Origin of the sequence: Brevibacillus composti (assembly GCF_016406105.1) — a bacterium.
GTDB classification, from domain to species: Bacteria; Bacillota; Bacilli; order Brevibacillales; family Brevibacillaceae; genus Brevibacillus; species Brevibacillus composti.
Window position 1 is genome coordinate 1,851,553 of record NZ_CP066308.1, and the last position, 15,027, is coordinate 1,866,579.

Consider the following 15,027-nt stretch of genomic DNA (forward strand, 5'->3'; position numbering starts at 1 on the left):
TAGGAGGACATGGGGTGCGAATCGACATACTGACTCTGTTTCCCGAGATGTTTGAAGGCGTCCTCGGGAGCAGCATTCTCGGCAAAGCCAGGGAAAAGGGAATCGTGGAATACCACGTTACCAATTTCCGCGAATACTCCGAGAGCAAGCACGGCACAGTGGATGATACGCCGTATGGCGGGGGCGGCGGGATGGTGCTGAAGCCCGAGCCCATATTTCGCGCCGTGGAGGCTGTCACCGCCGAAGCCAAGCCGCGCGTCATCCTGATGTGCCCGCAGGGTAGGCCGTATCAGCAAAAGCTGGCGGAGGAGCTGGCGCAGGAAGAGCATCTGGTGTTTATCTGCGGACACTATGAGGGCTATGACGAGCGGATTCGTCAATATCTGGTGACCGACGAGATCTCCATCGGCGATTACGTGCTGACGGGCGGGGAGCTGGCGGCGATGGTCGTCATCGACAGCGTCGTGCGTCTGCGTCCGGGCGCGTTGGGGAATCAAGTCTCTGCGGTCGAAGACTCGTTCTCCACGGGTCTGCTGGAGCATCCCCACTACACGCGTCCTCCGGAATTTCGCGGGTGGAAGGTGCCGGATATCCTGCTGTCCGGCCACCATGCCAACATCGTCCGCTGGCGCTTGAAAGAATCGCTGCGCCGCACCAAAGAGCGCAGGCCCGATCTCCTGGAGAAAATCGAGTGGGACAAGGACAAGGAGATGCAAAAACTGCTGCGGGAGCTTGAAGAAGAGGAAAAAAATGCAGGCTCGTCTGCCGATTAGACCTTGTCGTTTGGGTGCCAATATGTTAATATACTTCTTGTGGCAATTTTGCCCGCTGACTAAGGCGGTCCGCTACTCGTAAGCCGGTGATGACCGTGCTGCTCATAGGCGAGTAAGAACGTCTGATGGGAAGGAGGGAATTGAAAATGAACCAAGTGATTCGTGAATTGGAAAAAGAACAACTGAAACAGGACATTCCTGCTTTCCGACCTGGTGACACTGTTCGTGTTCACGTTAAGGTTATCGAGGGTCAGCGCGAACGTATCCAGCTGTTTGAAGGTGTCGTGATTCGCCGTCGCGGTACAGGCGTAAGCGAGACATTTACTGTTCGTAAGGTATCTTACGGCGTAGGTGTTGAGCGTACGTTCCCATTGCACACTCCAAAGATCGACAAGATCGAGGTAGTGCGTTATGGTAAAGTTCGCCGTGCGAAGCTGTACTACCTGCGCGACCGTGTTGGTAAGGCGGCCCGTATTAAAGAAATCCGTCGTTAATAGCAAGTGTTTGATACAAAGGGGTCTGGCCTGCTAGCCGGGCCCTTTTTTCCATTGCATCAGGAATGGACCGCTCCCATTCAGGGGAAGATACCGGCAGAAGTGGAGGGATTGAGGATGAGCGAAGAAGTCGCCTCCAGCCGAACCAAAAATGAGGCATGGGAATGGCTCAAGGCGCTGGGCATAGCCGTCTTTCTGGCATTTGTCATTCGCACCTTTTTGTTCGCCCCTTTTATCGTCGATGGGGATTCCATGCAGTACACCTTACATAACCAAGAAAAACTGGTGGTCAATAAAGCCATCTACTATCTCTCCGAGCCGAAGCGCGGGGATATTGTCGTGTTTCACGCGGAAGCGCGGCGCGACTATATCAAACGCGTGATCGCGGTGGCGGGTGATACGGTGGAAGTGAAAAATGACCAGTTACTGATAAATGGCAAAGCGGTCGAAGAACCGTATCTGGAGGAAAAGCGCAAGGAAGCGGAAGAGATGGGCATCCCGCTGACCGATGACTTCGGCCCGATCCACATTGGCGAAGGGCAAATTTTTGTCATGGGGGATAACCGTCAGGACAGCCACGACAGCCGTGCGATCGGTCCTGTCGATCTGGACCAGGTCGTCGGGCGTGCGGAGTTCGTCTTCTGGCCGCTCTCCGGTATCCGGATCACGCGCTAGGGACCAACCGTCATCCAGGCTGGGCGCCAGGCACGATGGGGTATCTGAATCGCACGCAGCGCACCATCAATTGACCGGTACTTGCGCGAAGCACCATGAGTTACCCGGATGATGGGCAAAGCACCATTACGAAATAGCAGGATAGAGAGAGGCAGGTGAGACGTCATGACGATTCAGTGGTTTCCTGGACATATGGCAAAAGCCCGCAGACAGGTTACGGAGAAGCTGAAGCAGATTGACGTGGTGATCGAGCTGTTGGATGCGAGATTGCCTTTATCCAGCCGCAATCCGATGATTGACGAGATCGTCAGTGAAAAGCCGCGATTGATCTTGCTCAATAAAGCGGATCTGGCTGATGAGAAAGTGACCGATGAGTGGGTGCGTTACTTCCGTGAGCGGGAGCTGCGGACGCTTCCGATCGACGCGCTCAGCGGAAAAGGCGTGAATAAGCTGCCGGAGGTATGCAGAGAGCTGGCCGCCGACATGCTGGCCAAGCGCGCGGAGCGGGGCATGCAGGCACGCGCCATCCGGATCATGATCCTGGGGATTCCCAACGTCGGGAAGTCCTCGCTGATTAACCGGCTGGCCAAGCGGGCCGTCGCCCAAACGGGAGACCGTCCGGCCGTGACCAAAGCCCAGCAGTGGGTAAAGATGGGCGATACCTTGGAGCTGCTCGATACCCCGGGGATTCTCTGGCCCAAATTCGAAGATCAGATGGTCGGTCTGCGGCTGGCGGCAAGCGGGGCAATCAAGGACGAGCTGATCGATTTTACCGAGGTGGCCCTGTTTGCCATCAGCTACATGATGCACTACTATCCCGAGCGTCTCGTGGAGCGCTTCAAGCTGAAGGAAATGCCCACGGACCGGGTCGAGCTGCTGGAGACCATCGGCAAAAAGCGCGGCTGTCTGGTCGCAGGCGGCCAGATCGATTACGACAAGGCTGCCGAGCTCTTTTTGCGTGAGCTGCGGTCCGGCAAGCTGGGCACGGTGACGCTGGAGCGCCCTGTCGATTGGGAGATGGATGAGCCGATTGGCAAGCCGCTAACTTTGAGCTAAATGGCATTCTGGAACCTGTCTGGCCTCTTTGGCGGACAGGTTTTTTCATGCGGAGACAACCGTGCTGCGGCGACATCCGTTCCCGTTTTTCGATATAATGGACACATTACATAATTCACAAGGTGAGGAAATCAATGAAATTGGCGGAAATGTCGATAAAAGAAATACGTGATCTGCTAGAAAAAATGGACGAGGTCCCCAAAGATTTTTTACAATGGCTGCACGAGGATAAACGCAAAGGCGTCAATGAATTGGCTCGCCAGGTGGAACAACAGCAGGCCAGACAAGCCCGCTTAGCCAGTCAGTGGGAGGAGATGACCACCTTTGAGCGCTCTCTGCGAGCCGAGGGGTATACCCATCTCTTCGGCATCGACGAAGTGGGCCGAGGTCCGCTTGCCGGCCCGGTAGTGGCAGCAGCAGTCTGCTTGCCGGCGGATTTTTACCTCCCCGGTTTAAATGATTCGAAAAAGCTGCCGGCGGCGACCCGAGAGGCTTTTGCCGAAGTGATCCGCTCAAAGGCGCTTGCTGTCGGGATCGGCATCGTCTCTGCCGAGCGGATCGACGAAATCAATATTCTCGAGGCGACCAAGGAAGCGATGAGGCTGGCTATTAAGGAAGCGGCCCGGACAGTCAGCCCCGACGCCTGTCTGCTCGATGCCGTGCAGCTGAAGGATTTGCCGTACAAACAACTGCCGATTATCGGCGGAGATGGAAAAAGCGTATCGATTGCGGCAGCTTCTGTCGTCGCCAAAGTGACGCGCGACCAGATCATGAGCGAGTACGCAGCCGCCTATCCGCAATACAGCTTTGAAAAAAATGCAGGCTATGGCACAGCGGAACATCTGACGGCCTTGGAGCGCTACGGCATGACCCCGATTCATCGGCGGACGTTTACCGGAGCCAAGGCCCAGGCCTGAGGTACCGCGTTCCAGACCTGCCGTGAGAAGGTGAAGTCATGTTTTCCCCTGCCCAAATGATCCAGTCGCTGATGCAGCGCTCCGGCCACCTGTCCGCAGCAAGACCCGTGGAGTTTACACCCGGCCAAGTCTTTACAGGAGCGATTCTCCGAACGTATCCGGAGAATATGGCGTTGGTCCAGATCGGCGGCATGCAGCTTCAGGCCAAGCTGGAGGCGAGCCTGGAAGCAGGACAGCGCGCCTGGCTGCAGGTCCAGCCTTCGCATGGAGGAGTCATCACGCTGAAGGTGCTAAGCGCGCCGCAGGGCGGGGCCGTCGCGGATGCGTCGCTGGATGGCCTGATGAAATCCCTCGGCATCGCCGACACCAAAGAAAACCGGTCGCTGGTGCAAGCGCTGGTTTCCGCAAATCTGCCGGTCAATCGGGAAGCAGCCCAGAGCTTTGCGGCCGTCACCCAGCGGCTGGGGGCGGATCAGGGGACCCTGGATGCCTTTCTCCTTTCCCTGAGGCGGAATTTGCCGGTGACGCCAGATGCCATCGCCGGTTTGAAGGCTTTTCTCGCCGAGAAGCCGCTAAGTCAAACGATCCAAGCCTTTTTGCGGGAGGCCGACTCCTTTTTGCGCGGGCACCAAGTGCCGCCAGCAGCGGGAAACGGTACGGGCAGTCCGGCCACCGCAGCAGGAGGAGGGCAGCTGCAGACGATTGTGGCCGCCCTTCGGGACAAGCTGGCCCAGCTCGCCTACACCTTGCCGCAGCAGGATGCCTCCGCATCCGGGGAATCGGGCAAGACGCAGGCTGCTCAGCAGGGGACGCCCGCAAATGGAAGCGGGACACTAGCCGGCGGGAGCGCATCGACGCTGGCGAGAGGGGCAGAAACAGGCTCTTCAGCCCAGCCGATGAAGAGCGGCTCAGCCGGTCCGGAGGGACTTCAGGCAAATGCCGCCGGTCAGGGTGCACTGAATCGCCCCGGTGCGGAGACAGGGAAGGCGGGGGAAGCTCCGCTTCCGCGCACGAACGGTACGGGATCGGCAGACCTTTCGGGGATGAGCAGCAGGAATGTGGGAGAGATGTCGGGAGCTGACACGGCCAAATCCAATGCGGGCGGTGATCAGTCGCAAACGGCTCCAATCGCTGCCACAGCGCCGGGGACAGGGGGACAGGCTCCCCATTCGGCAGCAGCCGGCCGGCCAGATCACCCGATCCTGGAGCTGTTCCGGCAGCTTGGTCTCGGCCATGAGCGGGAGGTGGCCAGCCAGGCCCTCACAGGCACCTCCGAAATCCTTAAGCATATGGAGACCGCCAAGTCGCTCCTGCTGCAGCTGTCCAGCGGCTCCCATAGCGGCGTTCCGGCGGCTTTGCGGGATGCGGCGGATACGCTGTTGCAACAGATTACCGGCCAGCAGCTGATGCTGGCGCAGCCCTCCCACCAGCCTTTTGCGCAGGTGGTCATGCAGATTCCCATCCGCACCCAGGACGGGGAGGATACGGCTTTTGTCCAGATCGAATCCAAGAAAAAAGGCGGCGGGGAACTGGACCCGGAGAATTGCCGCCTGTTTTTCAACCTCGACCTGAATAAGATGGGCATCACTCTGCTGGATGTGGCCATCGTCAACCGGATCGTCAATATACAGGTGTTCAACAACAGCGAGTGGGTAGAACCGCTGGTGCACGCCATGCGGGATGAACTGGTCGGCCAATTGCAGGGGATCGGCTATCAGCTGTCTTCGATGCGGGTCCAGGCCATCCCGGAGGCGAAGGGCGACAGTCCGGCGCGGATGGCCGCGAAAAGCAAATACCAGCTGAGTGATTACAAGGGGGTCGATTTCCGCGTATGAGCACGCCTCCCTTTGACAAGGAAAAACGGAAACAAGCCGTCGCGCTCCGCTATCAGGCGGGATTGATGGATGCCCCTGCCGTGGTCGCCAAGGGAAAGGGCTACGTGGCGGAAAATCTGCTGAAGGCAGCCAAGGAAAACGAGATTCCCATTCAGGAAGATCCTTCGCTGGTCGAAGTGCTGGGCAAGCTGGAGCTGAATCAGCAGATCCCCCCCGAGCTGTATCAGGTCGTCGCGGAGATACTCGCCTTTGTCTACAGGCTCGACATAGGAGGCAAGAAGAAAGCATGACGGATGCACGGCGTGACCTGGGGAAGCGGGGAGAACGGCTGGCGGAGGAGTATCTGCTGGCGCAAGGGTACCGCTTGGCGGAGCGGAACTATCGGACGGCACGCGGAGAGATTGATTTGATCCTGTGGGACGGCGGGGAGCTGGTCTTCGTGGAAGTGCGGACCCGGACCAGCCTGAAGTTCGGGTCGGCCGTCGAGTCCGTTACGCGGCAAAAGCAGCAGAAACTGAGGGAGATCGCCCTCGCCTACCTGCAAACGCGGAGCGCGCCGGTGAAAGCCTTTCGCTTTGATGTGGTGGGGGTCCAGTACCAGTATGAGCACGGACGGGGCTTTCGGACCTCTGGCGGCGATGCCGGACTGCCCGCTGCGGCCGCTCCGGCCATTACGCATATCCGCTACGCTTTTTAACTAAAAACGGGCGCGAAATGAGCGCCCCTCTAGGGATACGTCTACAGCATTGCACCCGGTAACGGCGTACTATGTACTGTACTCGACGCGATGAAACTCCTCCAAGCACCATCATTGGACCTCCGGTTTTTGCCGGAGGGTTTTTTTTGTGGGCAGGGTTGTCTTTTTAGGATGACACCATAAAAGAATAGATCGAAAAAAGCACGAATAGAGCCAAAAAGCAGGAGCCGGATACCAGCAGACTCACCCGGTCTCTTTTGGCCACTCCGACGAGTAGACAGGATATGCCCACGAGCGCGAGCAGCAGCGGGACAAGGATAACCCATAATTGCTCGATGATGATCACATTTTCACTGATGCGTTTCATTGGAAAAAGCACCTCCGGGAATGGGGGCAATTTGTTTTAGATGGTTTGTTGGAAAATAGAGGAGGGATTTGTTGTTCCTTCCATTAATAATATACGAATATAGGATTGGGAGGTGGAATCATGACACTTATTTGGATTTTTCTTCTGTTACTATTCATTCTGATTGGAATTTTTAAAGATAAAAATGGGGAATACCTGAAGCGGAGCTCGATTGCTTTCATCGTCCTGTCTAATATAGCCGCCATATCAATTGCTTTCATCTCATCAAATCGAGGAGGCGCAGTGCAAGTTGGGTGGATTTACGTAGAGGATTTGCCTTTTTACTTCTTAGTAAGTGTGCATGGCGTCATTTTGGGGTTGCTGTTGTATTTGTTTGCCAGTGGAAGGTTGAGGGAATGATCATCCAAAAAGAGAGTCAGAGGACGATACCAATACGATATACAATCAGGTTGTCAATCCCGTACCCACTCATCAACCTTATTTGCACACCTCTCCTATCATTTCCTAAGCTGATAGAGAGGTGATTTTTTATGTACGCACGCAGTTATTCCGGAGCAGTCCACGGCATCGAGGGCATGATCGTCACCGTCGAGACCGACATCGCCAATGGCCTGCCGCAATTCGATCTGGTCGGCTTGGGCGGCTCCGCTGTGAAAGAATCGCGGGACAGGGTGAGAGCAGCCCTGCGCAATTCCGGTTTCGAATACCCGATGCAGCGCATCACGGTGAATCTGGCGCCGGCCGACCTGCGAAAAGAGGGCTCCGGCTTCGACCTGGCCATCGCGATGGGCATCTTGCTCGCATCCAAGCAGATTCCCAAACGGGAGGAAGCCATCTTGCTGCTAGGCGAACTGGCCCTGGACGGTTCCCTGCGCCCGGTCAGCGGAGTATTGCCGACGCTGCTCCAAGCCCAAAAAGAAGGCTTTACCCACGTGATTATCCCCGCGGAGAACGCCGCCGAAGCGAGACTGGCCGATCTCGCCGTGCTCCCTGCCGCCCATTTGGCCGAGGCCGTCCGCTATTGGACGACTGGATTGGAGGCGCCCGAAGCGGCAGAGAGCGAGCCGCAGAATAATCCGCTGACACAAAACACCCACGACTTTTCCTATGTCTACGGCCAAGCCTTTGTCAAAAGGGGCCTCGAAGTAGCGGCGGCAGGCTTTCACAATGTTCTGCTCGTGGGTCCCCCCGGCTCCGGCAAAACGATGCTGGCCACCTGCCTGCCGACCATCATGCCGCAGATGAATGTGGACGAATCCTATGACGTGACGAAGATCTACAGCATTGCCGGACAGTTAACGGGACAAGCCGGACTGATTCGGGAGCGGCCGTTCCGTGCCCCGCACCATACCGTGACGATGCCCGCTCTCGTAGGCGGGGGAGGGCAGAGCCCGCGGCCGGGCGAGTGCAGTCTGGCTCACAGAGGAATCCTGTTTCTCGACGAGCTGCCGGAGTTTTCCCGGCATGTGCTGGAAGCGCTCAGGCAGCCGCTGGAGGCCGGTGTGGTGACCATCGCGCGGGCGAAGCATGTCTTTACCTACCCTGCCCGATTCCTCTTGGTCGCATCTCTCAACCCATGTCCCTGCGGCTTTTACGGCTCCAAAGACCAGCGCGAGTGCACCTGCACGCCGCCGCAGATTCAGCGGTATCGGGCGAAGCTGTCGGGTCCCCTGCTGGACCGGATTGATCTGCATTTGGAGGTGCCTCGCGTGCCGGTCCAGCATTTGCATGAGCGGAGGACGGCGGAGTCGTCGGAGACGGTGCGCGGACGAGTAGAGGCCGCGCGGGAAATCCAGCAAAAGCGCTACGCCCACCGGCCGGCGACTCCGTTCAACAGCACGATGAGCGGGGAAGAGCTGCGCCGCTTTGGCCAATTGGACAGCGAGGGACAAGACCTGCTCCACCTCGCTTTTGAGACGCTGGGGTTAAGTGCCCGGGCGTATGACCGGATCGTCAAGGTCGCGCGCACGATCGCCGATCTGGAGCAGTCCGAGCGAATTCAGGCCGCACACGTGGCGGAAGCCATCCGTTATCGTGCGTTGGACCGCTCCCTGCTCGCGCTATCCTAAAATTTTCTTACTCACACCAGATTTTTATGTGGATGATGACCATCGGTTTCCGGTTCCTGTAGCTCCTCTTTTCAACACCAACGTTTACCGAAAGATCACTAGTGTTGCAAGTAATGTAGTCAAAATCTACAAAAGATTCGGTTCCATCTTGAGCTTTGTAAAAAAACCATGGAATGGTCAGGGAGTTTCTGTCCAAACCCATTGAAAGACCTCACGTAGTGCCTTTAGAATTTTCTCTTTGGTTCGGCTTAATTATTTTTCAGCACCGTGCGCGTGAACGGTATATTACGTTACGGAATTTCTTTCTTGACCTTTACACTAATGTGAAACTTTATAATAAGGATAATCTCCCCAATCTGCGAGGTCATCCTTTGAGAATCGGAAAGGTAAGAAAATTAACTGGAGTTAGTGCCCGTTCGATTCGTTATTACGAGGAAAAAGGATTGATCAAAGCATCTCGTCAAGAAAATAATTATCGGGTATATGACGAGAATGTGATCGAATCCACTAACACCATTCAACTTTATCTGGGTTTAGGGCTAACCACAGAACAAATTAGAGACATTATCTTCTGCAAATATCCTGAGCGCCAGGAGCATAAAGAAAAGGACGTTTATTGTGAAGAGTTACTGCTTATGTATGAGGCGAAGATGCTTGAGATCAACCAACAAATAAATGCTTTAACCGATGCGAGAGAAAAATTGGCTGAGAAAATCAAGCAGATGGAACAAAAACGGGAGGAGGAAAACAAATGACCATATTAGTGACAGGAGCAACAGGGACCGTAGGACGGCATGTTGTGGATCAACTTATACAAAGGGGCCAAAAGGTACGAGCATTGACACGTAATCCTCTGCAAGCCAATCTTCCTCATGATGTAGAAGTTGTAGCTGGAGATTTAAGTGATCCAAGTACGCTAGTTCCCGCGTTGGTTGGCGTAAGCGGCATGCATTTGATTACAACAGGTGCCGAATATACGCCATTACAAACGGGTCCAGAAATCATTGAACTAGCTGAGAAGGCTGGGGTGCGCAGAGTTACCGTTTTATGGAACGGAGAGAAAGGCCCTTTTGAGAGGGCAGTTGAAGCAAGTAGTCTGGAGTGGACTCAACTGCAAGCCTTTGAATTTATGGCAAATGCACGAAAATGGGCAAACTCTATACGCTCTGAGGGGGTTGTTCGCGATCTGTTTGGAGGATCACGAATTGCCCCTGTTCATGAAGCGGATATTGGAAAAGTCGCATCGATTGTACTAACCGAGAAGGGTCATGCAGGTAAAATATATGTACTAACAGGGCCAGAGAGTTTGTCGGTGCAAGATAAAGTCCGGATCATTGGTGAAGTGATTGGACGAGACATTCAGTATATAGTGAGCTCCGAAGAAGAAGAACGTGAACAGATGAGAAGAATGGGTGTTCGGGAGGATGCAATTGATTATGTGATCCGTTGGCACCTTAATCCGCCTAAATCTGTTAGTACGGTACTGCCCACGGTTGAGGAAGTAACGGGACAAAAACCATCCACTTTCGCAGAGTGGGTTAAGGAAAATGCAAAACTTTTTGTTAAATAAAAAAGTATACACGAGAAATAGAACGCATCGCTGGCAAAGATGAATTGAGACATCGGCCGGGAGTATTTTGTGTGGACCGATAAAAAATGAAATTGGGAGCTGTAAGAGTCTTCTTGGCCCATTTTCCTTCGCCGCCTTTTGCGAACCTTGCAAGAAACACGCTGGAAGTCCCTTACCCCTTTACCCCAAAAACCCACTCATTTCCATAATAGTGGACACTTTAAATTATACTGTCGTTTTGTTCCAACTCCCCCCCAAAAATGCAGATAACCATGCACGGAAGGGGCTGTCCAATAAGTCCCCAAAATAAAAAGTTGGGCGGAAAAACGTAATGTTTTCCGTCCAACTTTTTTGTGCGGCTGCTTTTGCAGGAAAGTAGCGAGGCGGATGCCTGCCACTTTCAATAGATTGTGGGCCAATGCCACAATCCCAAACTCGACGTGAACCTTGTCCAGCCCCCGTAAGGAGAACCGTCGGAACGACCGGTTGCCCTTGAGGTGACCGAACACGCTTTCTACCTCCACTTTACGCCGAGCATAGATCGCGGACTTCTCGTCATCCTCAAGGGCTCTTTTGGCCTTTGCCTTTAACTCTTCCCATATCGTGTTCCAGTGTACCTGGCGATTCCCTTTTGCTTTGGTGCACGAGAGCTTGAGCGGGCAATCGCTACAATCCTCACATTCATAGATCTTGAAGCTTTGCTCCAGGCCAGAAGCGTTTTTTTTCGTCTGGTATTTCTTAAAGCGAACGTATCGACCATTCGGGCAAACAAAGCGATCATCCTGCTCTTCATACGTCCAGTTGGAAGCGTGCCGGATGTCCTTCTGGTATCGTCGGGTTTTCTCCTTCAAATAGTTGCCGTAGGGTATGAGAAACTCAAATCGCGGCTGTTTTTCTTCGCCCATCGCATACAAGTAGTTTTCCTCGCTGCCATAGCCAGCGTCGGCAATCACGGTTTTGGGCATCGGCAACGAAGACGCCGCCAATCGCTCCATATGCGGAATAAAGCATCGTGTATCCGTAGGACGCTGATGGATGCTGTAGAACAAAACAAACTGGTTTTCCGTGGCCATTTGCACATTGTAGCCTGGCTTCAGTTGGCCATTTTTCATGTGATCTTCCTTCATGCGCATAAACGTGGCGTCCGGATCGGTTTTCGAGTAGCTGTTGCGATCGCCAAAGCAGGCTTTCTGCTGCTCATACTTGGCGAAGCGAGGAAGGAAATCCTTCCGAATCTGTTTCAGCGGCCTCTTCAAGGCACTGCGCGCTTTGCGCAAGGCTTTCCGCTCTTCGCTGCCGCTGGTCTGCGTGAGCTGTTCGGTTAAGCCTTCGACTCTTTCCTCCAGCACGGCCGCTGCTTCTTCGAGCTTGGCAGGGAGCTCTTCCGGGTCTGCCGCTGCATATTCGCCAGCTTCTTGCTGCGTGAGCGTATGAATATGCGCAAGGGTGGCCTGCACCTTTTCCTTGAGCTTTTCCTCGAAGCGAAGCGTGGATTTTTTCCACACAAAAGAGTACTTGTTCGCATCGGCTTCAATCTTTGTGCCATCCAAAAAGTACTGCTCCATCGAAATGTAGTTGTCCGCGATGAGCTTGCGGATCATCGTTTCAAACAGTTCGTCCATGAACGCTTTCATGCGCACGCCGCGAAAATCGTTCAAGGTACGGAAGTCAGGCTGCTGCATCGCCGCCAGCCACATGGCCGGGAGGTTCTCACGCAACAGCTTTTCAATACCGCGGCAGGAATAAACCTTTTGTGAGTAGCCGTAAAGGATCACCTTAAGCATCATTTTGGGATGGTAGGAACTGCGGCCTCCGCCCGTGTAATGAGCAAACAACTGCTGATCCGGAATGGCTTCGATCATTTCATCAATGACACGAGCCACATGATGGGTGGGAACATACATCTCCAAATCCAGAATCATCTGAGCCTGCTTGTTATCGTACGGTTTGAAGGTAGGGGCAAGATGTCGCGTGGGCATCATTTTTTCTTCCACATCCTGTAGAGGAAGAGCCAGTTGCATGGTATAATCATGATTAGTAGTCGTCCGATTACGCAAGAAAATCGTCCTTTCTTGAATTGGTAGTGTGGTAACTTCCATTTTACAAGAAAAGACGGTTTTTTTGTGCTTATTTTTTACATTCAACAAAAACGGGGCGCCCAGAAGTCAGTTTATGCTGACTTTCTGGACAGCCCCTTCGTTATTTTCCAGTACCTCAGCCAACTTTCTCAGATTCGGAAGGCTTACTTTCATCTTGTTTTGTTCGGCTAACCGTAAAAACACAACGCTCAAACCAGTTGCAGCAGCCCGAGCGCATTTTGGCCGCACACGTGGCGGAAGCCATCCGTTATCGTGCGTTGGACCCTCTCTGTTCGCGCTATCATAAAAATTTTCTTTCATAATGAAATAAAATATATATTTTTCTTATGATGATTTCTTTTCTACAATCAGGATAACGTCAGGTTGCCCTTACTAACACCAGCTTTGATGTGGATGAGGTCTGACAATCGGTTTTCGAGGAGGAAGGGGGACGATTCCATACGCCATCATAGAGAGAGTAGTTGCGTCACCATATGAGGGAGGCTATGAAGTGAAAAAAATTGTAATCTTGGCATCAGGTGGCACCATTTCGGGCAGCGGCCTTACAGCGCTCGATTTTAAAGATTACAAGACCGGGTCTTATACGATTGAGGATATTACCCGCAGCGTACCGCAGCTGGCGGATCTGGCGGAGATTACCGTCGAACAATTGTTTAACATCAGCAGCTGTGACATTACATCCGAGCATTGGATCTTCATCAAACAGAGAGTGGAACACTATCTGATCGAGAGAGGGTATGACGGGGCTGTCATCACCCACGGCACCAACACACTGGAAGAGAGCGCCTACTTTCTTAACTTGACGCTTGCGACTGACAAGCCTGTCGTGTTTGTCGGCTCGCAGCGACCGCTGGATGTGCTGGGCTCCGATGCCGGCATCAATTTGCACCGCGCCGTACGGGTGGCCGTCGATGAACAATCGCGGGGCAAAGGCGTGCTGATCGTCTTAAATGACGAAATTAACGCCGCTCGCGAAGGGACCAAAACGAACACGTACCGGCTTCAGACCTTTCAATCCGGTCAGATGGGATTGCTTGGCTACGTGGACATCGACGGGACGGTTCAGTACTACCGCGAGCCGGTTCGCAAGCATACGATTCATTCGCGTTTCTCACAGGTGCCGCTGCAGGCGCTGCCGGAAGTGGCCATCGTGTACTCCTACCTGGGAGCAAAGGGCGACGTGATCCGTTATCTGACCGAATCCAAGCGTTACCAGGGCATTGTCGTAGCGGGGACGGGCGCCGGAAAGGTTTCCTCGGACGAGGAGCTTGCCTTGGCAGAGGCATCGCGGCAGGGAATCTTCGTTGTCCGCAGCAGCCGTGTGGGCAATGGCCGAGTGACCGCCTTGAATCAATACCAGGGCTATGGTTTTGTCACGGCCGATAATTTGCTTCCGCAAAAAGCGAGAATCTTGCTGATGCTGGCTCTTCTCGAAACGAATCAGAAAGACGCGATCCAACAATTCTTCCACGAATATTAACGAATCATTCACACCTGCTTTCCTTCTTTTTTTCTCGTTTCGTTACAATGGATGAATAGACGGAAAGAATAGGGGTGGATACTGTTGGACAGCAAGGATTGGTACCTGCTGCAAATACTGCACGAAGAGAAAAATATTACGCGGGCAGCCGAGCGGATGTTTATCTCGCAGCCGGCTTTAACCTACCGAATCCGGCAGCTGGAAGAAGAATTTGGCGTCACGATTTTGTTCCGAAACAAGCGAGGGATATCCTTTACGCCCGAAGGAGAGTACATCCTGGACTACGCCCGGCAGATGCTGTTGCAGCTGCAGAAAGCCAAAGAGCATCTCGCCCAGTTAAGCCATGAGGTGACGGGCCAATTGCGGCTGGGTGTTGCCAGCAACTTCGCATATTACCGGCTGCCGCGGATCCTCCGGCATTTTCATGAGATCTACCCGAAGGTGCAGGTTAATTTGTACACCGGGCTCAGTGCGGATATGTTTCATTTGCTCAATAATGAACAGATTCACATCGCGATCATTCGCAGCGAATATTACTGGACGGAAGAGAAGCATCTTGTGGATGAGGAAGCGATGTGCATCATCTCCAGCAGCGAGTTTGCATTTGCCCAAATCCCTCAGCTTCCCAAAATCAATTACAAGACCGATCCCAAGCTGAAAATTCTGCTGAACAGCTGGTGGCAAGAACATTTTGATACGCCGCCGCTGGTCACCATGGAAGTAGACAACGTCGAAATCGCCAAAGAAATGGTCCTGAACGGATTGGGGTACGCGATCATACCGGAGACTTGTCTAAAGGACAGCGATCAGCTGCATAAGTCTACTCTCCGCTGGAAAACGGGTCAGCCCGTGGAAAGAAAAACATGGATGATGTATGCCAATGCCACGACCAAGCTGCGCCCGGTGCAGGCTTTCATCGAATTTGTGAAAGAACATGTTTCGCCAGACAGAAAAAGAGGCGAATGATAGATTGCCAATAATTTTCAGAAGGTTTG

16 protein-coding genes are annotated in these 15,027 nt (G+C 53.7%); 14 read left to right on the forward strand and 2 right to left on the reverse strand.

All coding sequences use genetic code 11. The features are described 5' to 3' along the window. The first annotated feature begins 14 nt into the window (after positions 1 to 14). The 8 genes from trmD (at position 15) to JD108_RS09665 (ending at position 6,447) form a co-directional block, all read left to right on the forward strand. Positions 15 to 773 (forward strand): tRNA (guanosine(37)-N1)-methyltransferase TrmD, encoded by a 759-nt coding sequence (trmD, locus tag JD108_RS09630; RefSeq protein WP_198829602.1) that lies wholly within the window; start codon positions 15 to 17, stop codon positions 771 to 773. A 146-nt stretch (positions 774 to 919) separates the two neighbouring features. Next, a complete protein-coding gene (rplS, locus tag JD108_RS09635) occupies positions 920 to 1,267 on the forward strand; it encodes a 50S ribosomal protein L19 (RefSeq protein ID WP_198829603.1) in 348 nt (115 codons plus the stop codon). A gap of 117 nt (positions 1,268 to 1,384) precedes the next feature. Further along, positions 1,385 to 1,942, forward strand: coding sequence for a signal peptidase I (lepB, locus tag JD108_RS09640; RefSeq protein ID WP_198829604.1), 558 nt, complete (start codon positions 1,385 to 1,387; stop codon positions 1,940 to 1,942). A 165-nt stretch (positions 1,943 to 2,107) separates the two neighbouring features. Then, positions 2,108 to 2,998, forward strand: coding sequence for a ribosome biogenesis GTPase YlqF (ylqF, locus tag JD108_RS09645; RefSeq protein ID WP_198829605.1), 891 nt, complete (start codon positions 2,108 to 2,110; stop codon positions 2,996 to 2,998). A gap of 134 nt (positions 2,999 to 3,132) precedes the next feature. Then, entirely contained in the window at positions 3,133 to 3,915 is a 783-nt protein-coding gene (locus tag JD108_RS09650) for a ribonuclease HII (protein ID WP_323958415.1), read from the forward strand. A 38-nt stretch (positions 3,916 to 3,953) separates the two neighbouring features. Beyond that, a complete protein-coding gene (locus tag JD108_RS09655; protein ID WP_198829606.1) occupies positions 3,954 to 5,750 on the forward strand; it encodes a hypothetical protein in 1,797 nt (598 codons plus the stop codon). Further along, positions 5,747 to 6,040, forward strand: a complete 294-nt coding sequence (locus JD108_RS09660) for an EscU/YscU/HrcU family type III secretion system export apparatus switch protein (protein ID WP_198829607.1) — start codon at positions 5,747 to 5,749, stop codon at positions 6,038 to 6,040. The genes JD108_RS09655 and JD108_RS09660 overlap by 4 nt, the downstream gene beginning before the upstream one ends. Beyond that, on the forward strand, positions 6,037 to 6,447 hold the full coding sequence (locus tag JD108_RS09665; RefSeq protein WP_198829608.1) for a YraN family protein: 411 nt from the start codon (positions 6,037 to 6,039) through the stop codon (positions 6,445 to 6,447). Before JD108_RS09660 ends, JD108_RS09665 begins: the two co-directional genes overlap by 4 nt. Before the next feature lie 166 nt (positions 6,448 to 6,613). Here JD108_RS09665 and JD108_RS09670 read toward each other — a convergent pair whose 3' ends face one another. After that, complete coding sequence (locus JD108_RS09670; RefSeq protein ID WP_198830241.1) at positions 6,614 to 6,814, reverse strand: hypothetical protein; 201 nt, start codon at positions 6,812 to 6,814, stop codon at positions 6,614 to 6,616. A gap of 120 nt (positions 6,815 to 6,934) precedes the next feature. Between JD108_RS09670 and JD108_RS09675 the strand changes: the two genes are divergently transcribed. The 4 genes from JD108_RS09675 to JD108_RS09690 all read left to right on the forward strand — a co-directional run bounded on the left by JD108_RS09675 (position 6,935) and on the right by JD108_RS09690 (position 10,453). After that, positions 6,935 to 7,213, forward strand: coding sequence for a hypothetical protein (locus JD108_RS09675; RefSeq protein ID WP_198829609.1), 279 nt, complete (start codon positions 6,935 to 6,937; stop codon positions 7,211 to 7,213). A gap of 131 nt (positions 7,214 to 7,344) precedes the next feature. Beyond that, the gene (locus tag JD108_RS09680) at positions 7,345 to 8,883 is read left to right on the forward strand and encodes a YifB family Mg chelatase-like AAA ATPase (protein WP_198829610.1); all 1,539 of its coding nucleotides are present in this window, start codon (positions 7,345 to 7,347) and stop codon (positions 8,881 to 8,883) included. 371 nt (positions 8,884 to 9,254) lie between these two features. After that, on the forward strand, positions 9,255 to 9,638 hold the full coding sequence (locus JD108_RS09685; RefSeq protein WP_198829611.1) for a MerR family transcriptional regulator: 384 nt from the start codon (positions 9,255 to 9,257) through the stop codon (positions 9,636 to 9,638). Continuing rightward, positions 9,635 to 10,453: an SDR family oxidoreductase gene (locus JD108_RS09690; RefSeq protein WP_198829612.1), complete on the forward strand. Its 819-nt coding sequence runs from the start codon at positions 9,635 to 9,637 to the stop codon at positions 10,451 to 10,453. The genes JD108_RS09685 and JD108_RS09690 overlap by 4 nt, the downstream gene beginning before the upstream one ends. A gap of 197 nt (positions 10,454 to 10,650) precedes the next feature. Here JD108_RS09690 and JD108_RS09695 read toward each other — a convergent pair whose 3' ends face one another. Next, positions 10,651 to 12,435: an IS1182 family transposase gene (locus JD108_RS09695; RefSeq protein WP_228728366.1), complete on the reverse strand. Its 1,785-nt coding sequence runs from the start codon at positions 12,433 to 12,435 to the stop codon at positions 10,651 to 10,653. 607 nt (positions 12,436 to 13,042) lie between these two features. Between JD108_RS09695 and JD108_RS09700 the strand changes: the two genes are divergently transcribed. After that, positions 13,043 to 14,032, forward strand: a complete 990-nt coding sequence (locus tag JD108_RS09700) for an asparaginase (RefSeq protein WP_198829613.1) — start codon at positions 13,043 to 13,045, stop codon at positions 14,030 to 14,032. A gap of 84 nt (positions 14,033 to 14,116) precedes the next feature. Beyond that, positions 14,117 to 14,998, forward strand: a complete 882-nt coding sequence (locus JD108_RS09705; protein WP_198829614.1) for a LysR family transcriptional regulator — start codon at positions 14,117 to 14,119, stop codon at positions 14,996 to 14,998. The last annotated feature ends 29 nt before the right edge of the window (positions 14,999 to 15,027 follow it).

Coding starts and splice junctions, on each gene's coding strand:
- JD108_RS09695 (WP_228728366.1), bottom strand. CDS start 12,435: ATGATGCCCACGCGACATCTTGCCCCTACCTTCAAACCGTACGATAAC.
- JD108_RS09675 (WP_198829609.1), top strand. CDS start 6,935: ATGACACTTATTTGGATTTTTCTTCTGTTACTATTCATTCTGATTGGA.
- JD108_RS09655 (WP_198829606.1), top strand. CDS start 3,954: ATGTTTTCCCCTGCCCAAATGATCCAGTCGCTGATGCAGCGCTCCGGC.
- JD108_RS09690 (WP_198829612.1), top strand. CDS start 9,635: ATGACCATATTAGTGACAGGAGCAACAGGGACCGTAGGACGGCATGTT.
- lepB (WP_198829604.1), top strand. CDS start 1,385: ATGAGCGAAGAAGTCGCCTCCAGCCGAACCAAAAATGAGGCATGGGAA.
- JD108_RS09670 (WP_198830241.1), bottom strand. CDS start 6,814: ATGAAACGCATCAGTGAAAATGTGATCATCATCGAGCAATTATGGGTT.
- ylqF (WP_198829605.1), top strand. CDS start 2,108: ATGACGATTCAGTGGTTTCCTGGACATATGGCAAAAGCCCGCAGACAG.
- JD108_RS09650 (WP_323958415.1), top strand. CDS start 3,133: ATGAAATTGGCGGAAATGTCGATAAAAGAAATACGTGATCTGCTAGAA.
- JD108_RS09660 (WP_198829607.1), top strand. CDS start 5,747: ATGAGCACGCCTCCCTTTGACAAGGAAAAACGGAAACAAGCCGTCGCG.
- rplS (WP_198829603.1), top strand. CDS start 920: ATGAACCAAGTGATTCGTGAATTGGAAAAAGAACAACTGAAACAGGAC.
- JD108_RS09680 (WP_198829610.1), top strand. CDS start 7,345: ATGTACGCACGCAGTTATTCCGGAGCAGTCCACGGCATCGAGGGCATG.
- JD108_RS09665 (WP_198829608.1), top strand. CDS start 6,037: ATGACGGATGCACGGCGTGACCTGGGGAAGCGGGGAGAACGGCTGGCG.